This window comes from Enterobacter sp. Res13-Sevr-PEC09-46 (genome assembly GCF_015672585.1).
GTDB classification, from domain to species: Bacteria; Pseudomonadota; Gammaproteobacteria; order Enterobacterales; family Enterobacteriaceae; genus Enterobacter; species Enterobacter hormaechei_C.
Genome location: NZ_JADABR010000028.1, coordinates 72,319 through 94,582, shown reverse-complemented (window position 1 = coordinate 94,582; position 22,264 = coordinate 72,319). Strand labels below are relative to the sequence as shown.

Here is a 22,264-nt window from a genome sequence, read left to right as displayed (position 1 = left end):
CGCAGGGCGCTCAATCACGTCATTTATGCCGTACGTTTGCGCAGCTCAATTTCTTCCACGATGCGCACATACATCTTCTCGTTAAGGTTATAGAAGCAGCCCATCGCCACGATGGTGATGACTGCCAGCAGACTCGGATAGATAAATATCAGCTGCCGTAGCCCTTCAACCGTGCCGGCGGATTGCACCACGTTGGGCACATAGCCGATCTGCGTGAGCATGATCCCCGGGAAGAAGCCCGCCAGCGCCTGCGAGACCTTACGGAAGAAGGTAAAGCCGGTGTAGACCGTCCCCTCGGAGCGCACGCCGGTGCGCCACTCGCCGTACTCCACGGTATCGGACACCAGCGCCCAGTTCAGGCTGTTCACGAACGCGGAGCCGAAGAACGCCAGGCAGGAGAACGCCACGAAGCTCACCGAGCCGCCGCCGAAGAAGTAGTTAAGCAGATCGCCCGCCACCCAAATCATCAGCCCGCTGATGTAGACCTTTTTCTTACCGAAGCGCCGCACCGCGCCGGGCATCATAAAGACGCCGATAAAAATACAGCCCATGCTGAAGAAGCCCATATACGACAGCAGGATCGGGTCGTTCAGCACGTACTGCGTGTAGTAGACCTGAATGGCGAGCTTAACGTTAAAGGCGCCCAGCGTGCACAGGTTAGCGATGCACAGGATAAACAGCGGACGGTTCCCGGCGATGGCGCGAAACGACTGCAACAGCCCCGGTTTCTGCGCCGGGTTAGCAGGCTGCGTCTCGACGTAACGCTCGGTTACGCCTTTATAGCACCACCACATAAAGAACAACCCGAACAGCGAGAAGAGGGTGGCGGCAAAGATGTAGCCAAGCTGGTCGTTGCCCTCAATCAGGTTCATCACCGGGACAAAGCCCACCGTACAGAGCAGCAGACCCAGCGTGGCGCCGCCCTGGCGCCAGGCGGCCAGCGAAGCACGCTCGTCCGGGTTTTTGGTAATGGCGGGCACCATCGCGCCGTAGGAGCAGTTCATCATGCTGAAGAACAGGCCGTACAGCATGAACAGCACCGTCGCCATCACCGTTTTACCGGTAATTTCAAACGGTGTGCCGACGAAGTTAGCTATCGCCAGCAACGTTACCGGGAAGGCTGCATACAGCACGAACGGGCGGAATTTCCCTTTCGGGCCGATCTTGCGCCGGGAATCGAGCATGATCCCGGTGCCCATGTCGGTGAAGGCGGTAAAAAACTTCGCAATCAGGAAGATAATCCCGCCGTAGGTGCCAGGCAGCCCCAGGACGTCGGTGTAGAACTTCAGCAGATACAGCGTGCCGATATCAAGCAGGATGTTAGAGCCGAGATCGCCCATCCCGTAGGCGAGTTTTTCTTTAAACGGCAGGCGCAGGGTTGCCGGATCAGAAGTATGTTGACTCATTATTGTTCTCCGTCTGCCCGCAGGTTTCCCCGCGGGCGAGCCTTATCAGATATGACGTAAGGTGCTAAACAGATCTGCCCATTCGCTGTGCTGGCGATAGAAGACCGGCGGTTTGCCGAGCGGGGCATCAACGGTGATGTCACCGCCCTGGCAGGTTTCCCCGGTCCACGCATTGACCCAGGTGTCCTGCGGCAGATAGAGCGACCAGTCGCGGCGTCCCTCTTCATGAACCGGCGCCACCAGCAGATCGCGGCCAAACAGGTACTGGTATTTCAGCGTGTAGGCGCGCGCGTCGTCCTCGTAGTGCAGGAACAGCGGGCGCATCACCGGTAGGCCGCTCTTCGCGTTCTGCGCAACCGCAGCTTTGATATACGGCTTCAGGGTGGTGAAGACGGTGGTCATGCGCGCGAAGTGCGCGATGGTTTTCGCGTCGCCGTCGAACTGCCAGTTATCGCCAGGGCGGTTGCCCTCGTGGGTACGCATCATCGGCGTAAAGGCGCTGAAGTCGCACCAGCGCAGCAACAGCTCTTTGCTGCGCTTCATCTCGAAGAGCGTCGTATAGCCGCCAATGTCGCTGTGGTGCAGCCCTTGCCCGGTCATTGCCAGCGACAGCGCCGCCGGTACGACGGACGCCAGACCATCGTCCAGGCTCCAGTCGACGTTCTGATCCCCCGCCCACATCATCACCGAGTGCTTCTGGCTGCCGGTGTAGCCCGCGCGCATGAAGAACAGGATCTCCCCGAGCTTGCCGGTCTCCTCCAGCGCTTCGTAGTTACATTTCGCCCACAGGGCAGGCCAGGCGTTATGCATGATCTCCGCGCTCACGCCGTTGTGCAGGAAGGTATCGGTCGGCAGATATTCCCCGAAATCGGCCATCCAGCCGCCGCAGCCCAGTTCGATCAGGTTCTTTTTGATCACCTCTTTGTACCAGCTGTAGGCTTCCGGGTTAGTCAGGTCGATAACGCCCGCGTAGAACTCGCCGAACTCAACGTGGTAATCCTTGCCGTCGGCATCTTTGGTCAGATAGCCGCGCTTCGACGCCTCTTCGCAGAGATCTTTATCGCTGGCGACGTAAGGGTTGATATAGGAGAGGAACTGCACGCCTTCCTCTTTCCACTGCGCAATCCGCTCATCAAGCTGCGGATAGAGCGCGCTGTTCCACTTCCAGTTCCACATTACGCGTTTGCCAAAGGAGGTCATCCGGATGCCAGACCAGTCCTGCGCCCAGATGCCGTTTACCTTCACGCCGCCCTCGCGCATGGCGTCGAGCTTCTGCTGACACACCTCGGTGCCGCCCTGAATACCCAGCGTCACGCCGTCGTAAACCCAGTCCGGCAGTTCAGGCTGACGCCCCAGCAGGCCGGTCAGTTTTTCCAGCAGATCGACGTAGGTTTCTGCGCATTCGAAGCGCAGCGTGGCGTTATCTTCCCAGAACGCCAGCTCGTGGAAGTCCGGCGCGCTGAAGTCGAAGTTCATATAACAGCTGTTATCCACGTGGCAGTAGTACTTCTGGGTGCTCACGAAGGTAGGCTGTGGGAAGAAGGTCCAGTAGTAATCGCCGCCCGCGTTCTCTTTGCAGTCGGCCTGCCAGGTGACGTAGGTCTGCTTGTTGCGGCCCACGCCCTGCTCGCTGGTCCACAGCGGGAACGGCTTGCCGCGCAGATCGAAATACGAGAACTGCTCGCCGCAGCCGTAGATATGATCGTCAGGCTGAGCCGCCAGCCGCAGCCAGATGCGGTTATGGCTGGCGGCGTCATTTTTCAGCTTCAGCTCCAGACGGCCCTCCGCATCCACGCCCACCAGCAGCGTCGCGCTCACCGCGTCGCCGCGGGTAAAGCGGATTGCCCAGCCCGCGCTTTGCTGCGTGACGGTCGCGTTCGTCAGGGCAATCTTTTCGTTAAGCTTGTCTTTGATGCTGAAATTGCCGCGAAACATCTCGATATCCGCTTCGCCTGCACCGATCCACAGGCAGGGGGCATCCGCAGAGTGGGATAAAATCAGACGGTCCTGCCAGCGCAGGGTGAAACCACTTTCGTTATTTTTCAGGTCAATATTGTGTAGGGTACGCATAAAAACTCCGTCTTTATTATTTGGCCAGGCTATCCAGTAATCCGGCGGCTACGGCAGGGGCTAAGCCCGGCGCCAGCGGCAGGCGGGGGATCACCAGGCAGTGCAGCAGGTGGTAAATATCCTGCTTGCCGTCCCAGACTTTGGTGGTCACTTCGTTATTGGTGTCCAGCTCCTGCCACCATGAACCGTTTTCGTAATCCATCAGGTACTTGATGCAGTAATCCCACCATTTCTGATACCAGGCTTCGTACTGCGCCTCGCCAGTGACGGTGTAGAGCGCGTAAGCCGTGCCCATCGCCTCGACGATTGGCCAGCGCACGCGTTCGCGCACGATAGGCTTGCCGTCCCAGCCCACGGAGTAGACAAAGCCGTCCGCCCCGTCGGGTGCCCAGGCGTCGCGAATAGTGGCGTGAAACAGGCCTTTCGCATCTTCCAGCAGCCACTCCGGCGGGGTTTCAAAGCGGGCTTCCAGCGCGGCGCGCAGGTGCAGCATCAGGCGGCCCCACTCGATCCAGTGCCCCGGCGTGCCGCCGTAGGCGCGGAAGCGGTGGGCAGGGTTATCGATGTTGTAATCGCGGATCGGGTTCCAGCTGGTGTCGAAATGCTCGTTAACGCGGTACTCCCCTTTGCGCGCCACGTCGTGAATAATCACCGAGGCGATACGCAAGGCGCGGTCGAGCCATTTCCGGTCGTGGGTCACGTCATAGACGATGAGGAAGGCTTCCACGGCGTGCATATTGGCGTTACCGCCGCGATAGTCTTCCGTTTTGCTGAAGGCTTCGTCCCAGGACTCCAGGCACATCTGCTCCTGTTCGCTCCAGAAGTAGCGCTCAATCACCTCGATGGCATTGTCCAGCAGCTTGCGTGCCTGCGGGTGGCCGGTGGTGACGGCGCTCGCCGCGCCCAGCAGGACGAAGAAATGCTGATAGCCCTGCTTGGACGCATCAATCACGCCTTCATCGTTTACGCAGGCGTACCAGCCGCCGTGCTGTTTATCGCGCAGCGGACCGTTCAGGGCATTAATGCCGTGCTCAACCAGCGCGTACGCGCCGGGGCGCCCCATGTTCGCCGCCACCGCGTAAACGTGCAGCATGCGGGCGGTGATCCACAGATGGGTGCCCATATCGCTGCGCACCTGCCCGTTATTGCCCAGCCAGCCAAAGCCGGTCGGTACGGCGGCGTTTTTACCGAAATCGAGAATGCGGTCGGTCTCTTGTTCGAGCCAGCGGTTATGGCTCAGGGTGTTAAACCATTTCATGTTCGGGTCCTTTCTTAACGGCGAGCCATCATTTCGTCGACGATCTCACCCAGACGCTGAAGTTTTGGCACGGAAATATCACGCAGCATCAGTTCGGTGTCCGGCAGGCCAATCACCGATGACCAGACGGCGCGCCCGGCTAAAAAGCCCGATGCCCCCGCCTGCATCGCCACGCTCACGGCGCGCGGGAATAACTTATCGTCCACGCCGGAGGAGAGGATCACCCACGGCATGGCGATGTTCTCGTTCAGCTTCTGCGAGGCCGTCAGTAGCTCGTGCTGCGTGCCCTTACCAAACAGCGGCATTTCCACTTTGTAGAGGTCGGCGCCGCTGTCGCCCAGCTCTTTGGCCGCATCGATAATCGCCTGCTCGCGGTCAAACGCGGCGCCGCGGCGCGGGGGACGCACCACCGGCTCGATAATGCTCAACAGTCCGTTGTCGTGGCACAGCGTATTGAACGCTTTCACCATTTCCAGGCGCTGCTGCGGATCTTCATCGCTGCGCCACAGCACCAGCAGCTTCAGCGCCTTACCGCCATCGCGTTTGACCGCCTGCGCGTCAACGTTCTTGTCGATCACCACGCTGTCGACCGGAATGCCGTTCCCCGGGATAAACTCGTCGGCGGCGACAATCATTGCGCAGCTTTTGGCTACGGCCTGCTGCTCGACAATCTGGCGGTAGCAGAACTGCTGGTCGACGAGGATCGCAGAGGCGTACGACGACAGAATTTTCGCCGCATTGACCTTGAAATCCGTCAGGTGCTGGTCGGTTACCGGCACCGGCGCGCCTGCGGCAGCAAACATCAGGCGCATCGCTTCGCGCTGATCCACGGCCAGCATCGCAAAACCGCCGGAAGGTCGGGTGATATCTTTCAGGGTGTACATCGTCATTCCTCAGTCCTTTCGTATCAGTGTGTTTTTTTCAGCCCGGCAGATGCGCGAACCTGTTCAAGAATGGCTGTCCAGTCTTCGCGCCCGCGCCCGGCGGCGCGTGCCTGGTTGTAAACTTCGCGGGAAGCCGCGCCCAGCGGCATCGGAACGTGGAGCTGGTTGGCCACGTCGAGGGCGATCCCCAGATCCTTATGCGCAAGGTCGATCATAAAGGCGGGTGAAAGATCCCCTTTCAGTACCTTGTTCGGCCATGACGTGGTGAAGTGGCCTTTACCCGCCGGCGTGCCGCTCATCACCTTGAGCGCCACGTCAAAGGAGAGGCCAAGCGCTTCGCACAGTACGGCGGCTTCGGCGGAAAGGGCGTTCAGGGCGATGCTCATGTAGTTATTGATGAGCTTCACGCGGATGCCCATTCCCGGCCCGCCGGCGTTAATCAGTTCATTGCCCATCGCCATTAAAACGGGGGTGGCGCGCTCAACCTGCTGCGCCGTACCGCCCGCCAGCAGGAGCAGCGTACCGGCGATGGCATGATCAGAGGTGCGTCCGACGGGCACGTCCATCAGGCTGAAGCCTTGCTCAGCCATGTCGCGGATCAGTGCGTCGGTTTGCAGCGGGTGAATGGTGGACATATCAATGACCAGCGCGTCGCGGGATAACCCTTCGCATACGCCGTGCTCGCCGAACAGCACGCTGCGCACCAGGTCGCCGTTTGGCAGCATAGTGATCACGAATTCGGCATCCGTTGCTGCCTGTGCGGGCGTAGCCGCCGCCCGGGCACCGCTCTCTACCAGCGCCTGAACCGCCTGCGGGTTCACGTCAAAGACGTTAAGCTGATGACCTTGCTTCAACAGATTCTTCGCCATTGGCGCGCCCATCTGCCCTAAACCGATAAATGCGATTGCTGACATGCCTCTCTCCTGTCACATCGTGTCAATTTTTGCTCGTTTGTGGTGTCTGTTTTTGATCGTATTTGTAATTTATAGTCAAAAAATTGACACGGGTCACTTTTTAAACATTTGGTGAAATTAAAATGAAGGCATCAGAAATCGCAGAAGGAATCACCATGACTCGCATCGTTTGTGTCGGCATTACCGTGCTGGATCGCATCTGGTATCTCGATGATTTACCGAAAGAAGGTGGGAAATATGTCGCAAAAGACTATACGGAAGTGGGCGGCGGCCCGGCGGCAACGGCGGCAGTGGCAGCCGCAAAACTGGGCGCGGAAGTGGATTTTATTGGCCGGGTGGGGGACGACGATACCGGCAGACGACTGCTTGCGGAGCTGGAATCCCTGGAGGTGAATACCCGCTACACGCGCGTGTGTAAGGGTGCCCGATCGTCGCAATCGGCGGTGCTGGTGGACGCAGGTGGGGAAAGAGTGATTGCCAACTACCCCAGCCCCGATCTCCCTGCGTCGGTAGACTGGCTGCAAGAAATCGACTTCTCTCAGTGGGACATTGTCTTAGCCGACGTGCGCTGGCATGACGGGGCAAAACAGGCATTTACCCTGGCCCGCCAGCAGGGCGTACCGACGCTGCTGGATGCGGATGTCACCCCGCAGGACATCGCGGATCTGATTGCCTTAAGCGACCACGCGGCCTTCTCCGCGCCAGGACTGCGGCGTTTAACGCAGCTGGATGAAACCGAAAACGCGCTGAAGAAAGCACAAACGCTCACAAATGGACATGTGTATGTCACACAGGGGCGAGACGGCTGTTTCTGGCTGGAAAACGACACGCTATGTCATCAGCCTGGTTTTGAAGTGAACGTCATTGATACCACCGGGGCGGGCGACGTGTTCCACGGTGCGCTGGCGGTCAGCCTGGGGCAGAAATTACCCGCCGCAGACGCCGTGCGTTTTGCCAGCGCCGTCGCAGCACTGAAATGTACAAAGCCCGGCGGGCGCGCGGGTATACCCGACTATGATCAAACCCGCTCTTTTTTGTCACTTTTTGTATAAAATGCGGGGCGTGATGGTTTTCAGAGGACAGCCCATGAGCCTTACCGAACTGACCGGCAACCCGCGTCACGATCAGCTGCTGACGCTGATTGCCGATCGCGGCTATATGAACATTGATGAACTGGCGCAGCTGCTGGATGTCTCCACGCAAACCGTGCGCCGGGATATCCGTAAGCTCAGCGAGCAAGGGCTGATCACCCGTCATCACGGCGGCGCGGGCAGGGCATCCAGCGTGGTCAACACGGCGTTCGAACAGCGTGAAGTTTCGCTTACCGAAGAGAAACGGGCGATTGCCGAAGCGATTGCGGACTATATTCCCGACGGTTCGACCATTTTTATCACCATCGGGACGACCGTGGAGCACGTTGCCCGGGCACTGCTTAACCATAATCATCTGCGCATCATCACTAACAGCCTGCGGGTGGCGCACATTCTTTATAAGAATCCGCGCTTTGAGGTGATGGTGCCCGGCGGTACGCTGCGCCCGCATAACGGCGGCATTATCGGTCCTGCGGCAACGGCGTTCGTGTCAGGATTTCGCGCAGATTACCTGGTCACCAGCGTCGGGGCGATAGAGCACGACGGCGCGATGATGGAATTTGACGTTAACGAAGCCAGCGTGGTGAAAACCATGATCGCTCACTCCCGTCACATTTTACTGGCGGCCGATCATACGAAATACCACGCCTCCGCGGCGGTTGAAATCGGCAACGTGGCGCAGGCGACGGCGCTGTTCACCGATGAGCTGCCCGGCCCGGCGCTGCAAAATCACCTCAAATCCAGCAAGGTTGAGGTTGTCGAAGTCAATTCCGGAGAAGAGCAGCAGGCTGGCTGAAAATCCTATGGCCCGATATTGCGATTCGGGCCTTTCCTTTCTCTAAGCTGAATCTGGCGCATAGCTAAAGTTTCTCTTTCCCGCTACAGTTACTTTTCCACGGCGAAAGGAGATAAACATGCTTTATATCTTTGACTTAGGAAATGTAATCGTCGATATCGATTTTAACCGGGTGCTGGGCGCATGGAGCGATTTTAGCCGTGTTCCGCTGGCGACGTTAAAGCAGAATTTCGCGATGGGTGAGACTTTCCATCTGCACGAGCGTGGTGAGATCAGCGACGAAGCGTTCGCAGAGCGTTTCTGTCAGGAAATGGGTCTCTCGTTAAGCTACGAGCAGTTTTCCCACGGCTGGCAGGCGGTTTTTGTCGCGATCCGCCCCGAAGTGATCGACATCATGCACAAGCTGCGCGAGCAAGGGCATCGCGTCGTCGTGCTGTCGAATACCAACCGCCTGCATACCACCTTCTGGCCGGATGAATACCCGGAAATCCACGCGGCGGCAGATAAAGTGTATCTCTCCCAGGAGATGGGGATGCGTAAACCTGAGGCGCGCATCTATCAGGCGGTATTGCAGGAAGAAGGATCCACGGCGGCGGATGCGGTCTTTTTTGACGACAACGCCGATAATATAGAAGGGGCTAATCAGTTAGGCATCACCTCCATTCTGGTGACCGGAAAAGAGACGATACCGAACTACTTTGCGAAGCAGTTATGCTAAAAACCGTTCATCAAAAAGCCAATCACCACACGCGCCCGCTGAGGGCGTGGCTGAAACTCCTCTGGCATCGCATTGACGAGGACAACATGACCACGCTGGCGGGCAATCTCGCTTACGTGTCGTTGCTCTCGCTGGTGCCGCTGGTGGCGGTGATTTTTGCGCTTTTTTCGGCGTTTCCAATGTTTGCCGATGTGAGCATGCAGCTTCGCCATTTTGTTTTCGCGAACTTTATTCCTGCCACCGGCGATGTGATCCAGAACTACATTGAACAGTTTGTCGCAAACTCCAGCAAGATGACGGCGGTGGGGGCGTGTGGGCTTATTGTTACCGCGCTGCTGCTGATGTACTCCATCGACAGTGCGCTCAACACCATCTGGCGGAGCAAAAAAGTCCGCCCGAAGGTTTACTCCTTTGCCGTCTACTGGATGATTTTAACCCTTGGCCCATTGCTGGCGGGGGCAAGCCTGGCGATCAGTTCCTACCTTCTTTCGCTGCGCTGGGCGACCGACTTAAACAGCGTGATCGATAACGTGCTGCGTATCTTCCCGCTGATTTTATCGTGGCTTTCGTTCTGGCTGCTCTACAGCGTGGTGCCAACCACGCGCGTGCCCAACCGGGATGCCGTGGTGGGTGCGCTGGTCGCGGCGTTGCTCTTTGAGCTGGGCAAGAAAGGATTCGCGCTTTATATCACCATGTTCCCCTCTTATCAGCTGATTTACGGCGTGCTGGCGGTGATCCCCATTTTGTTTGTCTGGGTCTACTGGACGTGGTGTATCGTCTTGCTTGGCGCCGAAATAACTGTCACTCTCGGGGTCTACCGCGAACTCAAAAAAGCAGCAGAAGCTGAAAAACAACAAGAAGCAGACCAACCATGATTGCATTGATTCAGCGCGTAACCCGTGCCAGCGTCACCGTGGCGGATGAGGTGACGGGTGAAATTGGCCCAGGACTTTTGGTGCTCCTGGGTGTCGAAAAGGATGACGACGAACAAAAAGCCAACCGCTTATGTGAGCGCGTACTGGGCTACCGCATTTTCAGCGATGCGGAAGGCAAGATGAACCTGAACGTTCAGCAGGCGGGCGGCAGCGTGCTGGTGGTTTCCCAGTTTACGCTGGCTGCGGATACCGAACGCGGCATGCGGCCGAGTTTTTCGAAGGGCGCGGCACCGGATCGCGCAGAAGCCCTTTACGAGTACTTTGTTGAGCGCTGTCGCCAACAGGACATGAATACACAAACCGGACGATTCGCTGCGGATATGCAGGTTTCGCTGGTGAACGATGGCCCCGTCACATTCTGGCTCCAGGTATGAGCCAACTGGCGGCATGGCCGCGGGTAACAAGAGAGAGTACAGCTATGTATCACCTTCGAGTACCGCAAACGGAAGAAGAATTAGACGCTTATTACCATTTCCGCTGGGAAATGCTGCGCAAGCCACTGCATCAACCGAAAGGGTCTGAACGCGACGCCTGGGACGCGATGGCGCACCACCAGATGGTGGTTGATGAAGAGGGTAACCTCGTTGCCGTGGGACGTCTGTATATCAATGCCGACAACGAAGCTTCAATCCGCTTTATGGCCGTTCACCCCTCCGTGCAGGACAAAGGCCTCGGAACGCTGATGGCAATGACGCTGGAATCCGTCGCCCGTCAGGAAGGGGTCAAGCGCGTCACCTGTAGCGCCCGCGAAGATGCCGTTGAGTTCTTTGCCAAGCTTGGTTTCGTGAATCAGGGGGAAATCACCGCCCCGCAAACTACGCCGATTCGTCACTTTTTGATGATCAAACCCATCGCCACGCTGGACGATATTCTCCATCGCGCCGACTGGTGCGGTCAGCTCCAGCAGGCATGGTATCAGCACATTCCGCTCAGTGAAAAAATGGGTGTGCGTATTCAGCAGTACACCGGGCAAAAATTTATTACCACCATGCCGGAAACCGGCAACCAGAACCCGCACCATACCCTGTTTGCCGGCAGCCTGTTTTCACTCGCCACGCTCACCGGCTGGGGACTGATCTGGCTGATGCTGCGCGAACGTCATCTCGGCGGCACCATTATTCTGGCCGATGCCCATATCCGCTACAGCGCCCCGATCAGCGGCAAGCCGAGCGCGGTTGCTGACCTGGGCGCACTGGGCGGCGATCTCGACCGTCTGGCGCGTGGACGTAAAGCACGCGTACAGATGCAGGTTGAGCTGTTCGGCGATGAAACGCCGGGCGCGGTGTTTGAAGGCACCTATATCGTTCTGCCTGCGAAGCCGTATGGCGCGTATGAAGAGGGCGGGAACGAGGAGGAGTAGTCTCCTTTTCACTCTCGCCCGGCATGGTTAATGCGCCAGGCAATATCTCGCATAACGTCTCGCGCTGACTGGCTAATTCCACCCAACTGGAAGAAGCCGTGTATTACACCCCGCCATCGTTGAGCGGTACACTTCACGCCTTGCTCCGTGAGGCGCTGATAAAGCGCCTCGCCTTCGTCGCGTAACGGATCATACTCCGCGGTAACAATATGGACCTTCGGCAGACCGCTAAAGTCGTTGCGCCACAGTGGGCTGACTTCAGGATGTTGACGGTCGGCTCCAGCCAGATACATTTCATAGCCGCTCAAAAGGGTATCGCAAGTAATCACGTAATCCATGCCATTGAGGGTATAGCTTTCAAAACTGGCCGTAGCGTCGAGCATGGGGTAGATAAGAATGAGCTGTGCGGGATCCCAGAGACCTTTGGCCTTAAGCCGCAATGACGTTACCAGCGCAAGATGACCTCCCGCACTGTCTCCACAAAGTGTAATCCGGTTTTTATCCACACCTAATTGTTCTGCATTTTGCCAGACAAGATCTGCCGCTCTCTCTGCATCGTCATGCGCAGCGGGGAAAGTATGCTCGGGTGCGAGTCTGTACTGAACCGCAATGACCCGGCAGTTACCGTAAAACGCCAGTTGGCGAAGCTGATTATCATGGGTTTCAAACCCACCGCTGACAAAACAACCGCCATGATAGTAGAGGGCACAAGATAACGTTTCAGGGGCATTGAAAGGCGAAAATACCCGAAAGGTCATATCCTCAAGAACAAGCGTTTCAACCTGGACACGCGTTTCTGTTTCCCCGGCTAGCGCTGTGCTGGCGACATATCCGCTTCTCCGGTCATCAATACTCTGCTTTCGCGAGGAAGGTCGTCCTGCGGCAATAAACTCCTGTACCAGCTTATCAATACCCTTTTCCAGTGCCATGATTACGTCCTTTTACTGTGTTTTTATACAGTTTATAGCCTGGTTTACAGCAGATGAAAACAGAGAAATGTTGAGAGGTGCATATTGTGGAAAGCGGCTCGCAAAATCGATCATTCCCTAAAAAACGTCCTTTCACCCTAAATTGATAAAGAGTATTTTGCCTGAAAATTAACCAAAGATGATATACTAAGGTGATATATGAGCGTTTTGGCGGAACTTGATATGGGCAGAATACTTATTGATTTGTCTGATGACGTGATTCAACGTTTGGATAATCTCAAGCAATTGCGAAATCAGCCACGTGCTGAACTGCTTCGGGAAGCGATAGAACTGTATCTCGACCAGCAGAGTTCTTCTGTTATCCGAAATGCGCTTGGTCTGTGGGGAGACAGAAAAGAGGACGGGCTTGAGTATGAACGCAAGCTGCGTGAGGAGTGGTAATCATGGAGCACATGGCAGTGTTTGATACCAATATTCTCATTGATCTCTTCAACAACCGTATTGAAGCTGCGGATGCGATTGAGCATACCGCGTCGCATCGTGCCATCAGCTTAATTACCTGGATGGAAGTAATGGTGGGCGCTCGCAGGCATGGTCATGAAGCGAAAACGGCAGCCGTTATGGGCGCTTTTGAAATTATTGATGTGTCTCGGGATATTGCGGAAAGAAGCGTTTTACTACGTGAGAAGCATGGAATGAAACTGCCTGATGCTATCATTCTGGCCACAGCGCAGAGCAGAAAATGTCCGTTGATTTCTCGCAACACGAAAGATTTTGCGGGTATTGACGAGGTCCTTACGCCTTACCAGGTGTAGGCCGGGCAAGCTCGCGCCGCCCGGCACTCTCACAGGAGATTACTCCCCTTCACCCGGGAACAGGAACGGGTTGATCGAGCTGCGGGCAAAGCCCTCCTGCTCCATCTTCGCGTCCAGAATCAGCGAGGCGAGATCGTCGGCCACGGCTTCGACTTTCGGGTCTTTTTCCTGATACAGAATCTTCAGGTAGGTCCCGCAGTCGCCGCAGCTCTCCGCTTTCACCGCCGCGTCTTCATTTTCCAGCGACCAGTAGTTCAGATCGCGGGTCTGTTCGCAGTTGCTGCACTTGATGCGCACCACGTGCCACTCGGTTTCACACAGGTTGCAGTGCAGGTAGCGCAGCCCCTGAGTGGTGCCGATTTGCACCATGCTGGAGACCGGCATTGAACCACACACCGGGCAGAACTGGCGCGCTTCGCCGTATTCGGCGCGGGCTTTACCTGGAATCAGGCTCGCCATTTGCGCCCAGTAGAGCGACAGCGCAGCCCAGATGAACGGCGCTTTATCGCTGCTCACCAGTGAGAAGTCGGAAGCAAACAGCGCGCTCGCCATCTCTTCCAGCTCCTGATCGGAGGCTTTTTCCAGGTTCTCAATGACTGCCAGCGCCGTGCCGCTCATCTCGGGCTTCAGCTCGGCGATCAGGGAATGCAGCAGCTTATGCCAGTGCTTGTCGCGCGGCAGGACGTGAATATCCAGCGGCGGTTTGCCCTGCTCGTTGGCTTCTTTGATGCGTGCGGTCAGGTCCATTTGCAGCGGATGGTCGTACAGCACCACTTCCTGCGCATGGGCAACCAGCGCGGCAAAACGCAGAAAATCGCCCAGCGGGTTGTTCTCTGCCAGCTCGCGCAGACGCTCTGCGCGGCGGTTGTAGAGGTTCTTGAGTCTGGGGAATAACAACGGCGGAATATACTCCGCCGTACGTTTCTCGCTCGACCCCAGCTCATCTTGCGGGATTATGCGAATACTCATTCAGATGACTTTTCCTGTTTCTGGCGGACTTCTCGGTACCAGCGCGGGTGATGTTTCTTCGCCCACGTTTTGGTGACCCAGCCTTCCACCATCGCGGTAATGGTGCCTTTCACCCAGAGGGCGGCGTAAATATGCACCATGATAACCACAATTAACGCCACTGCGGCAAATGAATGCAGCATCAGCGCGAATCGGATCACCGGGATTGAGAAAGCAGGCGCAAAGTACGGACGCCAGATGATCACGCCGCTCACCAGCAACAGGACCAGGAAGATAATCGCCGCCCAGAATACGCATTTCTGGCCGAAGTTATAACGCCCGGTATCACCCACTTCCTCGTTGACGACGATCTTACGAATATTCTTCGCCCAAAAGATATCATCCCGATTGATTAGGTTATGGTGCCAGTAACGGAAAAACATGATGATGAACGACGCGAACATGATGACGCCCACAAACGGGTGCAGTATACGCGCCAGCTGTGGTGTCCCCATGATCTGCATCAGCCAGTTGAAGGACGGGAAGAAGAACCCCAGCCCGCTTATCGCCGCCAGCATGAAGCAGAAGGCGGTGACCCAGTGGTTGATGCGTTCCGGCGCGGTGTAGCGCACGATGGTGTCACGTTTTCTCATTTGCGCACCTCGTCTTTCTCTTCATGCAGGTTGTCGTCTTCCTCTTCCGCACGGTTCGGACCAACGCCGACGTAGTGGAAGATGCTCGCTGCGAAGGTGGCCGCAAAACCGACCGCGGCCAGCGGTTTCCAGATGCCTTTCCAGAACTTCACGGTCGCGCTGATTTCCGGGTTCTCCGGCAGGCCGTGATACAGGTTCGGCTTGTCGGCGTGGTGCAGCACGTACATCACGTGCGTACCGCCAACCCCGGCCGGATCGTACAGGCCCGCGTTATCGTAACCACGAGTTTTCAGCTCGCCCACGCGCTCTGCCGCCAGCGTTTTCATATCCTCTTTGGAGCCAAAGTGGATAGCGCCAGTTGGACAGGTCTTCACGCACGCTGGCTCCTGGCCGACATTTACGCGGTCAACGCACAGCGTACATTTGTAGACGCGGTTGTCTTCCGGGTTCAGGCGCGGCACGTCAAACGGACAACCCGCGATGCAATAGCCGCAGCCAATACACTGCTCGGACTGGAAGTCGACGATGCCGTTGGCATACTGAATGATAGCCCCTTCTGACGGACACGCCTTCAGGCAGCCCGGATCCGCACAGTGCATACAGCCATCTTTGCGGATAAGCCATTCCAGTTTGTCGTTCTGCTCCACTTCCGAGAAACGCATTACCGTCCAGGACTTGGCGGTCAGGTCCGCCGGGTTGTCGTACACCCCGACGTTGTGACCCACTTCGTCACGGATGTCGTTCCACTCTGAACAGGCCACCTGACAGGCTTTACAGCCGATACAGGTGGTCACGTCGATAAGCTTCGCCACTTCCTGCTGGTGGTCCCGCGCCTGAGGCGCGGGCGTGAAACCGTTAGTCGCGGAACGACGGATAATGTCTTGAGATTGATAAGCCATAAGTCGTCTCCGTTACACCTTTTCCACGTTCACGAGGAAGGCCTTAAACTCCGGCGTCTGCGTGTTCGCATCACCGACGAACGGCGTCAGGGTGTTCGCAATGAACCCTTTCTTCGCCACGCCCTCATAACCCCAGTGAATTGGGATGCCGATGGTATCCACCTGCTGACCGTGAACGTTCAGCGTGCGAATACGCTTGGTCACCACCGCCTTGGCTTTGATGTAGCCGCGGTTAGAGGAGACCTTCACGGTATCGCCATGGGCAATGCCGAGTTTGTTCGCCAGCTTCTCGCCGATCTCCACAAACTGCTCCGGCTGCGCGATGGCATTCAGCAGCGCGTGCTTGGTCCAGTAGTGGAAGTGCTCGGTCAGACGGTAAGTGGTGCCGACATACGGGAACTTGTCCTTTTTACCCAGCGCTTCAAAATCGCCTTTGAAGATGCGGGCTGCCGGGTTAGAGACCACGTTCGGGTGCAGCGGGTTAGTACCCAGCGGCGTCTCAAACGGCTCGTAGTGTTCCGGGAACGGACCTTCCGCCATCTTATCGATAGCAAACAGGCGCCCCATCCCTTCAGGCTGCATGATAAACGGCCCGACATCGCTGCCCGGTGCGGCAGTGCTGTAGTCCGGAATATCCACGCCGCCCCATTTCGCGCCGTCCCACTTCAGTAGCTGACGCTTCGGATCCCACGGGTTGCCTTGCGGGTCAGCAGAGGCGCGGTTATAGAGGATGCGGCGGTTAAGCGGCCACGCCCATGCCCAGCCCAGCGTATTGCCGAGGCCCGACGGGTCGGCGTTATCGCGGTTGGCCATCTGGTTGCCTTTTGGCGTCCAGCTACCGGCAAAGATCCAGCAGCCGCTGGAGGTCGTACCGTCATCGCGCAGGTGCGCAAAGGTGCTGAGCTGATCGCCTTTCTTCGCCAGCACCGCACCGGTCGCCGGGTCGATAACGTCCGCCAGCGCCTTACCGTTGCTCTCCATCGCCACTTCTTCCGGAGACGGATTCTCTGGCGTCGAGTAGTTCCAGGTCATGTTCAGCACCGGCTCAGGCGTTGCGCCGCCTTCAGCCGCGTACATTTTACGCAGACGTAAGAAGATACCGGCCAGGATCTCGCCGTCGTTCAAGGCGATGCCCGGGGCATCCGCGCCTTTCCAGTGCCACTGCAACCAGCGGCCGGAGTTGACGATAGACCCGTTCTCTTCCGCGAAGCAGGTAGACGGCAGACGGAACACTTCGGTCTGAATCTTCGACGGATCGACATCGTTCGACTCACCGTGGTTCTGCCAGAACGTCGACGTTTCGGTATTGAGCGGGTCAATCGTCACCAGGAACTTCAGCTTCGACAGAGACTCGACAACCTTGTTCTTGTTCGGGAACGACGCCACCGGGTTAAAGCCCTGGCAGATATAGCCGTTGACCTGGCCCTGGTGCATCATTTCGAAGTACTGAAGTACGTCGTAACCTTTGTCCCACTTCGGCAGCCAGTCAAAGCCCCAGCTGTTTTCCGCCGTCGCCTTGTCGCCGTAGAAGGCTTTCATCAGCGAGACGAAGAACTTCGGATAGTTGCCCCAGTAGTTCACCTGGCCTTCGAGCAGCGGTTTTGGCGTGCTGGCCGTCAGGTAGGTTTGCAGGTCGGTCTGTTTCTCGCTCGGCAGGTTCATGTAACCCGTCAGGCTCTGAGACAGCAGGCCGAGGTCGGTCAGACCCTGAATGTTGGAGTGACCGCGCAGGGCGTTCACACCGCCGCCTGCCATCCCCATGTTGCCGAGGAGCAGCTGAACCATCGCCATGGTGCGGATGTTCTGCGCGCCGATGGAGTGCTGCGTCCAGCCGAGCGCATACAGGAACGACGCGGTTTTATCTTTCGCGCTGGTTTCCGCTATCAGCTCGCACACCTTCAGGAAATCCGCTTTCGGCGTCCCACAGATGTTTTCGACAACCTCCGGCGTGTAGCGGGAAACGTGCTCTTTCAGCAGGTTCCACACGCAGCGCGGGTGTTGCAGGGTGGTGTCGCGCTTCGCAAAGCCGTTTTCGTCCAGCTCATAGTTCCAGCTGGTTTTGTCATATTTGCGTTTTTCGGCGTCATAACCGCTGAACAGGCCATCTTCGAAGTGGTAATCCTCACGCACGATCAGGCTGGCGTTGGTATAAGCTTCGGTGTACTCGCGGTTATATTTTTCGTTGGTCATCAGGTACAGCAATACGCCTGACAGGAAAGTGATGTCAGTACCTGAACGAATTGGGGTGTAGAAATCCGCCACTGACGCTGTACGCGTAAAGCGGGGATCGATCACAATCAGCTTCGCGCCGTTGTGGATTTTGGCTTCCATCGCCCAGCGGAACCCGACAGGGTGCGCTTCAGCGGCGTTACCGCCCATCACCACAATGAGGTTGGCGTTTTTGATGTCGACCCAGTGGTTGGTCATCGCACCGCGACCAAATGTTGGAGCAAGACTTGCTACCGTTGGTCCGTGTCAGACACGCGCCTGGTTGTCGACCGCGAGCATACCGAGTGCGCGCGTAAATTTCTGGGTTAAATAGCCGGTTTCGTTACTCGACGCTGAAGCACACAGCATGCCGGTGGAGAGCCAGCGGTTAACGGTGGTGCCTTCGGCATTCTTCGCGATAAAGTTGGCATCGCGGTCTTCTTTCATCAGCTTAGCGATGCGATCGAACGCTTCCTCCCAGCTGATTTGCTGCCATTTGTCAGAGCCGGGAGCGCGATACTCAGGAAACTTCAGGCGGCTTTCGGAGTGGATAAAATCTACCAGACCGGCCCCTTTCGGACACAGCGCACCACGGTTGACCGGGTGATCCGGATCGCCTTCGATGTGGAAAATGGATGCTTTGGCGTTTTTCGCACCGTCGCCGAGGCTATACATTAACAGCCCACAGCCGACGGAGCAGTACGTACAGGTGTTACGGGTTTCGCGGGTGCGCAGCAGTTTATACTGCCGTGTTTCCGCCAGCGCTACACCGGGCGCAAAGCCCAGTGCCGCCGCCGTGGTGCCTGCCATACCGCCAGCGCAGATCTTAAAGAACTGCCTTCTGCTGACCTGCATGGGTCACTCCTTGGTTCATTACGACATTGCTATGTAGTTTTACTTTGCGGTTGAGAATTAACCGCAAAGGAGAAAAATTTGCATTAATCCCTCATTTCTCCGAGGGATAAGCCCAGAATACCACAATGTCGGTACGCCTGTTCTAACGGGGTTAAAACAAAGTGAACGTATTATCACGGCATTGATTATAAAATGTGATATCAATCACATTTTATCCTGTGCATGTTAAAGAGGTGTAGCAGCTGATCGGTTGCACCCCTCCGTATTGAGTAGGAGAATGGTTGCTGAAAAGTTGATCCATACTATGCGTAAGGCCTGCCGTTTGTGTTGCAATAGCAGGCTCACTTCCGTGGTTGTTCAGGAATACCGTTGTGTCTAAACAAAACCGTGCTGCCCACGTGTCGCCACTGCCTGCGGGCATTGTGGAACTGTCGGTACACAGACCGCCTCACATTTCACATGCCACGCCGGATTTTCTGGCGGAAGAGGTCCCCGTTGCCCTGGTTTACAACGGGATTTCGCATGTGGTGATGATGGCTTCGCCGAAAGATCTGGAACTGTTCGCCATAGGTTTTTCCCTCTCGGAAGGCATCATTGCGCATCCGCAGGAGATCTACGGTATGGATGTGGTTCAGGCCTGTAATGGTCTTGAAGTACAAATCGAACTCTCCAGTCGTCGCTTTATGGGGCTGAAAGAGCGCCGCCGGGCGCTGGCCGGACGTACCGGCTGCGGCGTGTGCGGCGTTGAACAGCTTAACGATATCGGTAAGCCCGTCGCGCCGCTGCCGTTTACCCAGACCTTCAACCTCGGTAACCTCGACAAAGCCCTGGAGCACCTCAATGATGTCCAGCCCATAGGTCAGCTGAGCGGCTGTACACATGCTGCGGCGTGGGTGCTCCCGTCGGGCGAGATCGTCGGAGGTCATGAAGATGTGGGCCGCCATGTGGCGCTGGATAAGCTGCTGGGCCGTCGCGCGCGTGAAGATGCCGTCTGGCAGCAAGGGGCCGCGCTCGTTTCCAGCCGCGCCAGCTATGAAATGGTGCAGAAAGCGGCCATGTGCGGCGTGGAGATCCTGTTTGCGGTGTCGGCTGCGACAACGCTGGCGGTCGAAGTGGCAGAGCGCTGCAACCTGACGCTGGTGGGGTTCTGCAAGCCGGGCAGGGCGACAATTTACACCCATCCGCAGCGATTAATTGTTAATCAGTAATTTTGAATGAGTATAGCAAAACCTTCCGCTTTTAGTTGTTCATGATGAGGGCTAGTATTTATCTCATCAAGGCACGGTGCCTTATCTAAACAACTTAACGAAAAGGTTTATCTCATGAAAAGCATCAAAACTTTTGTCGCTGTAATCGCTCTGGCTGCTTCTTTCGGTTCTTTCGCTGCGCAGACTGTGACTGCATCCGCCTCTACCCTCGATGGCGCAGAAGCCAAAATCGCCGCACAGGCTCAGGAAGCGGGCGCGTCATCCTACAAAATTACCCAGGCATTCACCGGTAACCGCGTACACATGACCGCTGAACTGAACAAATAAGTCATATAGCCGCTGTCCCTTGCTCTTCGGAGCAGGGACAGGTTTCATTCTGCTCCCCTGTTTTAACCCGCCTTCCTGTACAAACCGCCTGTATTTTCAACCTGACAGAAGATAGCCATATCCTCCGGGATATTTCTTATTGGTTGAATAATAACTATAATGTGCCGTCCGGTTGAGTTACCCTTACTTAAAAATCAGCAATCTCATACATGATCTAAATACAAGGTCTGACCAGTTCTTTTAATTCATTTCAATAATGTATGATTTCATGTCTTTCAGACTGTATTTCGGGGTTTATTATATAAATAATCAATAATTGATCCCAAATAATAAGGAAATCCTCAGGCTTTAATCCTAAAGAGATTCGGAGTCATTGACCCCGGTTATTCATGATGATAGTTTCAAAAACAATGTTAAATCTTTACCCCTAAAACCAAATATTTCTCTTTTGGTTTATTTTGTATTTAACTCATATAAGGAAATTAAATGAACGCGATGTTTAAAAAAGGAGTGCTGACATCTGTACTGGCAGTAGCGGCGTCTTCAGCAATGGCGGCTTCCAGTGTTGATATTCAGGTTACGGGGAAAATTGTTCCGTCTTCCTGTACACCGGCATTTATTAGCGGTGGCGGTATTGCTGATTTTGGTACCATGAAGGTGGCTAGTCTGAATTCCACCACCCCAACCCCTCTGGCGGATGTTAAAATTATCCCTATTTCTATTACCTGTGAAGAAGCGACCCGCGTTGGCGTGACCTTTAACGATTCGCATGTGGATTCTGCGCCTACGGAGAATATGCCGGTGAACTTTATTGATTCGGATTTCATTACCAGTGCGGGTTTTACGGCTGGCCTGGGGATGTATGGCGATAAGAAGATTGGCGCTTATTCAATGGGTATCCAAAAGACCGACGGGGCGACGACTAACGGAGACGGTGTAAACCTTTATCCAATCTTCACCAGCGATAACGGCGCATCATGGGGAGTTAAAAGCGGGTTTCGCTACTTACAGGTGAAACCTGATAAGAGTGAGATTTATTCCTTCACAGATCAAGCGACCGGTACAGTGGCACCTGTTGCACAAACTAAAATTAACTTCAACGTGGGCATTGCCGCGATGATTAACCCAACCAACGATTTAAATATCACGGATGAAGCCACCCTGGACGGCTTAACCAACGTTGAGCTGGTTTATCTGTAATCACCCCCACGTATCATGAAATACCTGACACCTCACCCCGGTGGGGTGTCCTATACCAATATTAATGGACTAATATTATGCTGCTTTTAAAGAGAACGCTGATCTGTGCCTGCCTGCTGGCCTCATTCAACGGTATGGCTGCCGGGATGGTGCCGGATACCTCGCTGCTTATTGTCAATGAAGACAAGCAGGGGGCCAGCATGGATGTCAAAAACACCGATGCTGAAGCACAGCTGCTGTACACCAAAATTATTGATCTCCCGGACGACCCCAAGCCGGGCCTGTTTGCCACGCAGCCGGTTGTGCGCGTAGATGCGGGTAAAACCCAGCGCGTGCGTTTTGTGCTGAAAAACAGTAATGAGCCGCTGAAGGTGGAACATTTTAAGCGTGTCATTTTTACCGCTATCCCTCAGCGTGAAAAAAATAAAGTTAAAGTGGTGTTTAGCCAGAACCTTCCCGTCATTATTCACCCGGCTGGCCTGGCGGTAAATATTGAACCCTGGAAGGCACTCACCTGGCAGATAAAAAATGGCAATGTCACGGTTGAGAATAATACGCCTTATGTCGTCCGACTGGAGCAAAAGGTGAAATTAATGGCCTCGAGTACGATCGCGACATTAGCTAAGACCTACATTCTTCCTGGCGAAAAAATGACGGCCAGCGCCCCAGCCAAAATATCAGCATCCGAAAAACAAATCGAAATCTATCCGGCAACGCGTTATGGCTATAAGGCAGGGAATTATATCGCCGACCTTCAGCAATAAAATCACTTAACAAACATGGAGTAGTT

General features: G+C 55.8%; 22 protein-coding genes. 12 read left to right on the top strand and 10 right to left on the bottom strand.

Annotation, left to right across the window (positions count from 1 at the left end; all coding sequences use genetic code 11):
* Positions 1-23 precede the first annotated feature (23 nt).
* Genes IMQ56_RS18165 through yihU form a run of 5 tightly spaced genes read right to left on the bottom strand, consistent with a single transcriptional unit; the run spans position 24 to position 6,532 of the window.
* Positions 24-1,406 carry an MFS transporter gene (locus IMQ56_RS18165; protein WP_003861932.1) on the bottom strand — a complete coding sequence of 461 codons (1,383 nt, stop codon included), beginning with the start codon at positions 1,404-1,406 and terminating at the stop codon, positions 24-26.
* A 45-nt stretch (positions 1,407-1,451) separates the two neighbouring features.
* Complete coding sequence (locus IMQ56_RS18160; protein ID WP_196064120.1) at positions 1,452-3,476, bottom strand: alpha-glucosidase; 2,025 nt, start codon at positions 3,474-3,476, stop codon at positions 1,452-1,454.
* 16 nt (positions 3,477-3,492) lie between these two features.
* A complete protein-coding gene (yihS, locus tag IMQ56_RS18155; RefSeq protein WP_017382670.1) occupies positions 3,493-4,734 on the bottom strand; it encodes a sulfoquinovose isomerase in 1,242 nt (413 codons plus the stop codon).
* Positions 4,735-4,748: 14 nt separating this feature from the next.
* Complete coding sequence (yihT, locus tag IMQ56_RS18150; protein WP_196064119.1) at positions 4,749-5,624, bottom strand: sulfofructosephosphate aldolase; 876 nt, start codon at positions 5,622-5,624, stop codon at positions 4,749-4,751.
* Positions 5,625-5,641: 17 nt separating this feature from the next.
* Positions 5,642-6,532 (bottom strand): sulfolactaldehyde 3-reductase, encoded by an 891-nt coding sequence (gene yihU, locus IMQ56_RS18145; protein ID WP_003861941.1) that lies wholly within the window; start codon positions 6,530-6,532, stop codon positions 5,642-5,644.
* Positions 6,533-6,687: 155 nt separating this feature from the next.
* On the opposite strand from yihU, the gene IMQ56_RS18140 reads away from it, so the two are divergent.
* The 6 genes from IMQ56_RS18140 to fabY all read left to right on the top strand — a co-directional run bounded on the left by IMQ56_RS18140 (position 6,688) and on the right by fabY (position 11,432).
* Positions 6,688-7,584: a sugar kinase gene (locus IMQ56_RS18140; protein ID WP_196064118.1), complete on the top strand. Its 897-nt coding sequence runs from the start codon at positions 6,688-6,690 to the stop codon at positions 7,582-7,584.
* A gap of 34 nt (positions 7,585-7,618) precedes the next feature.
* Positions 7,619-8,419: a DeoR/GlpR family DNA-binding transcription regulator gene (locus IMQ56_RS18135; RefSeq protein ID WP_003861944.1), complete on the top strand. Its 801-nt coding sequence runs from the start codon at positions 7,619-7,621 to the stop codon at positions 8,417-8,419.
* Between the two features lie 118 nt (positions 8,420-8,537).
* Positions 8,538-9,137, top strand: coding sequence for a glucose-1-phosphatase (gene yihX / locus IMQ56_RS18130; RefSeq protein WP_165468599.1), 600 nt, complete (start codon positions 8,538-8,540; stop codon positions 9,135-9,137).
* Positions 9,131-10,012 carry a virulence factor BrkB family protein gene (locus IMQ56_RS18125; RefSeq protein ID WP_003861949.1) on the top strand — a complete coding sequence of 294 codons (882 nt, stop codon included), beginning with the start codon at positions 9,131-9,133 and terminating at the stop codon, positions 10,010-10,012. The genes yihX and IMQ56_RS18125 overlap by 7 nt, the downstream gene beginning before the upstream one ends.
* Entirely contained in the window at positions 10,009-10,446 is a 438-nt protein-coding gene (gene dtd, locus IMQ56_RS18120; protein WP_015569909.1) for a D-aminoacyl-tRNA deacylase, read from the top strand. The genes IMQ56_RS18125 and dtd overlap by 4 nt, the downstream gene beginning before the upstream one ends.
* A gap of 44 nt (positions 10,447-10,490) precedes the next feature.
* On the top strand, positions 10,491-11,432 hold the full coding sequence (fabY, locus tag IMQ56_RS18115; RefSeq protein WP_015569910.1) for a fatty acid biosynthesis protein FabY: 942 nt from the start codon (positions 10,491-10,493) through the stop codon (positions 11,430-11,432).
* Positions 11,433-11,440: 8 nt separating this feature from the next.
* On the opposite strand, the gene IMQ56_RS18110 is transcribed toward fabY, so the two are convergent.
* The gene (locus IMQ56_RS18110; RefSeq protein WP_196064117.1) at positions 11,441-12,361 is read right to left on the bottom strand and encodes an alpha/beta hydrolase; all 921 of its coding nucleotides are present in this window, start codon (positions 12,359-12,361) and stop codon (positions 11,441-11,443) included.
* Positions 12,362-12,559: 198 nt separating this feature from the next.
* Here IMQ56_RS18110 and IMQ56_RS18105 point away from each other — a divergent pair, with 198 nt between their 5' ends.
* Both IMQ56_RS18105 and IMQ56_RS18100 read left to right on the top strand, forming a co-directional pair.
* A complete protein-coding gene (locus tag IMQ56_RS18105) occupies positions 12,560-12,802 on the top strand; it encodes a ribbon-helix-helix domain-containing protein (RefSeq protein ID WP_015569912.1) in 243 nt (80 codons plus the stop codon).
* A gap of 2 nt (positions 12,803-12,804) precedes the next feature.
* Positions 12,805-13,176 carry a type II toxin-antitoxin system VapC family toxin gene (locus tag IMQ56_RS18100; protein WP_017382676.1) on the top strand — a complete coding sequence of 124 codons (372 nt, stop codon included), beginning with the start codon at positions 12,805-12,807 and terminating at the stop codon, positions 13,174-13,176.
* 39 nt (positions 13,177-13,215) lie between these two features.
* On the opposite strand, the gene fdhE is transcribed toward IMQ56_RS18100, so the two are convergent.
* The 4 genes from fdhE to fdnG are packed head-to-tail and all read right to left on the bottom strand — an operon-like array spanning position 13,216 to position 18,739.
* Positions 13,216-14,145 (bottom strand): formate dehydrogenase accessory protein FdhE, encoded by a 930-nt coding sequence (gene fdhE / locus IMQ56_RS18095; protein WP_003861956.1) that lies wholly within the window; start codon positions 14,143-14,145, stop codon positions 13,216-13,218.
* On the bottom strand, positions 14,142-14,777 hold the full coding sequence (gene fdoI, locus IMQ56_RS18090) for a formate dehydrogenase cytochrome b556 subunit (RefSeq protein ID WP_003861958.1): 636 nt from the start codon (positions 14,775-14,777) through the stop codon (positions 14,142-14,144). The genes fdhE and fdoI overlap by 4 nt, the downstream gene beginning before the upstream one ends.
* Positions 14,774-15,676, bottom strand: coding sequence for a formate dehydrogenase subunit beta (gene fdxH / locus IMQ56_RS18085; RefSeq protein ID WP_014072386.1), 903 nt, complete (start codon positions 15,674-15,676; stop codon positions 14,774-14,776). Before fdxH ends, fdoI begins: the two co-directional genes overlap by 4 nt.
* 12 nt (positions 15,677-15,688) lie before the next feature.
* The gene (fdnG, locus tag IMQ56_RS18080) at positions 15,689-18,739 is read right to left on the bottom strand and encodes a formate dehydrogenase-N subunit alpha (RefSeq protein ID WP_085929672.1); all 3,051 of its coding nucleotides are present in this window, start codon (positions 18,737-18,739) and stop codon (positions 15,689-15,691) included.
* A gap of 371 nt (positions 18,740-19,110) precedes the next feature.
* Here fdnG and fdhD point away from each other — a divergent pair, with 371 nt between their 5' ends.
* The 4 genes from fdhD (at position 19,111) to IMQ56_RS18060 (ending at position 22,238) form a co-directional block, all read left to right on the top strand.
* Positions 19,111-19,947 carry a formate dehydrogenase accessory sulfurtransferase FdhD gene (gene fdhD, locus IMQ56_RS18075; protein ID WP_017382677.1) on the top strand — a complete coding sequence of 279 codons (837 nt, stop codon included), beginning with the start codon at positions 19,111-19,113 and terminating at the stop codon, positions 19,945-19,947.
* 114 nt (positions 19,948-20,061) lie between these two features.
* Complete coding sequence (locus IMQ56_RS18070) at positions 20,062-20,274, top strand: DUF1471 domain-containing protein (RefSeq protein ID WP_015569916.1); 213 nt, start codon at positions 20,062-20,064, stop codon at positions 20,272-20,274.
* Between the two features lie 486 nt (positions 20,275-20,760).
* On the top strand, positions 20,761-21,474 hold the full coding sequence (locus IMQ56_RS18065; RefSeq protein WP_196064116.1) for a DUF1120 domain-containing protein: 714 nt from the start codon (positions 20,761-20,763) through the stop codon (positions 21,472-21,474).
* Positions 21,475-21,551: 77 nt separating this feature from the next.
* On the top strand, positions 21,552-22,238 hold the full coding sequence (locus IMQ56_RS18060) for a fimbria/pilus chaperone family protein (protein ID WP_045348655.1): 687 nt from the start codon (positions 21,552-21,554) through the stop codon (positions 22,236-22,238).
* Positions 22,239-22,264 lie beyond the last annotated feature (26 nt).

What these genes read in the sequence shown, in the direction of transcription:
- IMQ56_RS18105 (WP_015569912.1), top strand. Translation starts at nt 12,560, where the DNA reads ATGAGCGTTTTGGCGGAACTTGATATGGGCAGAATACTTATTGATTTG.
- IMQ56_RS18140 (WP_196064118.1), top strand. Translation starts at nt 6,688, where the DNA reads ATGACTCGCATCGTTTGTGTCGGCATTACCGTGCTGGATCGCATCTGG.
- IMQ56_RS18165 (WP_003861932.1), bottom strand. Translation starts at nt 1,406, where the DNA reads ATGAGTCAACATACTTCTGATCCGGCAACCCTGCGCCTGCCGTTTAAA.
- fdhE (WP_003861956.1), bottom strand. Translation starts at nt 14,145, where the DNA reads ATGAGTATTCGCATAATCCCGCAAGATGAGCTGGGGTCGAGCGAGAAA.
- IMQ56_RS18060 (WP_045348655.1), top strand. Translation starts at nt 21,552, where the DNA reads ATGCTGCTTTTAAAGAGAACGCTGATCTGTGCCTGCCTGCTGGCCTCA.
- yihS (WP_017382670.1), bottom strand. Translation starts at nt 4,734, where the DNA reads ATGAAATGGTTTAACACCCTGAGCCATAACCGCTGGCTCGAACAAGAG.
- fabY (WP_015569910.1), top strand. Translation starts at nt 10,491, where the DNA reads ATGTATCACCTTCGAGTACCGCAAACGGAAGAAGAATTAGACGCTTAT.
- yihX (WP_165468599.1), top strand. Translation starts at nt 8,538, where the DNA reads ATGCTTTATATCTTTGACTTAGGAAATGTAATCGTCGATATCGATTTT.
- IMQ56_RS18160 (WP_196064120.1), bottom strand. Translation starts at nt 3,476, where the DNA reads ATGCGTACCCTACACAATATTGACCTGAAAAATAACGAAAGTGGTTTC.
- dtd (WP_015569909.1), top strand. Translation starts at nt 10,009, where the DNA reads ATGATTGCATTGATTCAGCGCGTAACCCGTGCCAGCGTCACCGTGGCG.
- yihT (WP_196064119.1), bottom strand. Translation starts at nt 5,624, where the DNA reads ATGACGATGTACACCCTGAAAGATATCACCCGACCTTCCGGCGGTTTT.
- IMQ56_RS18070 (WP_015569916.1), top strand. Translation starts at nt 20,062, where the DNA reads ATGAAAAGCATCAAAACTTTTGTCGCTGTAATCGCTCTGGCTGCTTCT.
- IMQ56_RS18110 (WP_196064117.1), bottom strand. Translation starts at nt 12,361, where the DNA reads ATGGCACTGGAAAAGGGTATTGATAAGCTGGTACAGGAGTTTATTGCC.
- fdxH (WP_014072386.1), bottom strand. Translation starts at nt 15,676, where the DNA reads ATGGCTTATCAATCTCAAGACATTATCCGTCGTTCCGCGACTAACGGT.
- IMQ56_RS18125 (WP_003861949.1), top strand. Translation starts at nt 9,131, where the DNA reads ATGCTAAAAACCGTTCATCAAAAAGCCAATCACCACACGCGCCCGCTG.
- yihU (WP_003861941.1), bottom strand. Translation starts at nt 6,532, where the DNA reads ATGTCAGCAATCGCATTTATCGGTTTAGGGCAGATGGGCGCGCCAATG.
- IMQ56_RS18065 (WP_196064116.1), top strand. Translation starts at nt 20,761, where the DNA reads ATGAACGCGATGTTTAAAAAAGGAGTGCTGACATCTGTACTGGCAGTA.
- IMQ56_RS18100 (WP_017382676.1), top strand. Translation starts at nt 12,805, where the DNA reads ATGGAGCACATGGCAGTGTTTGATACCAATATTCTCATTGATCTCTTC.
- fdoI (WP_003861958.1), bottom strand. Translation starts at nt 14,777, where the DNA reads ATGAGAAAACGTGACACCATCGTGCGCTACACCGCGCCGGAACGCATC.
- IMQ56_RS18135 (WP_003861944.1), top strand. Translation starts at nt 7,619, where the DNA reads ATGAGCCTTACCGAACTGACCGGCAACCCGCGTCACGATCAGCTGCTG.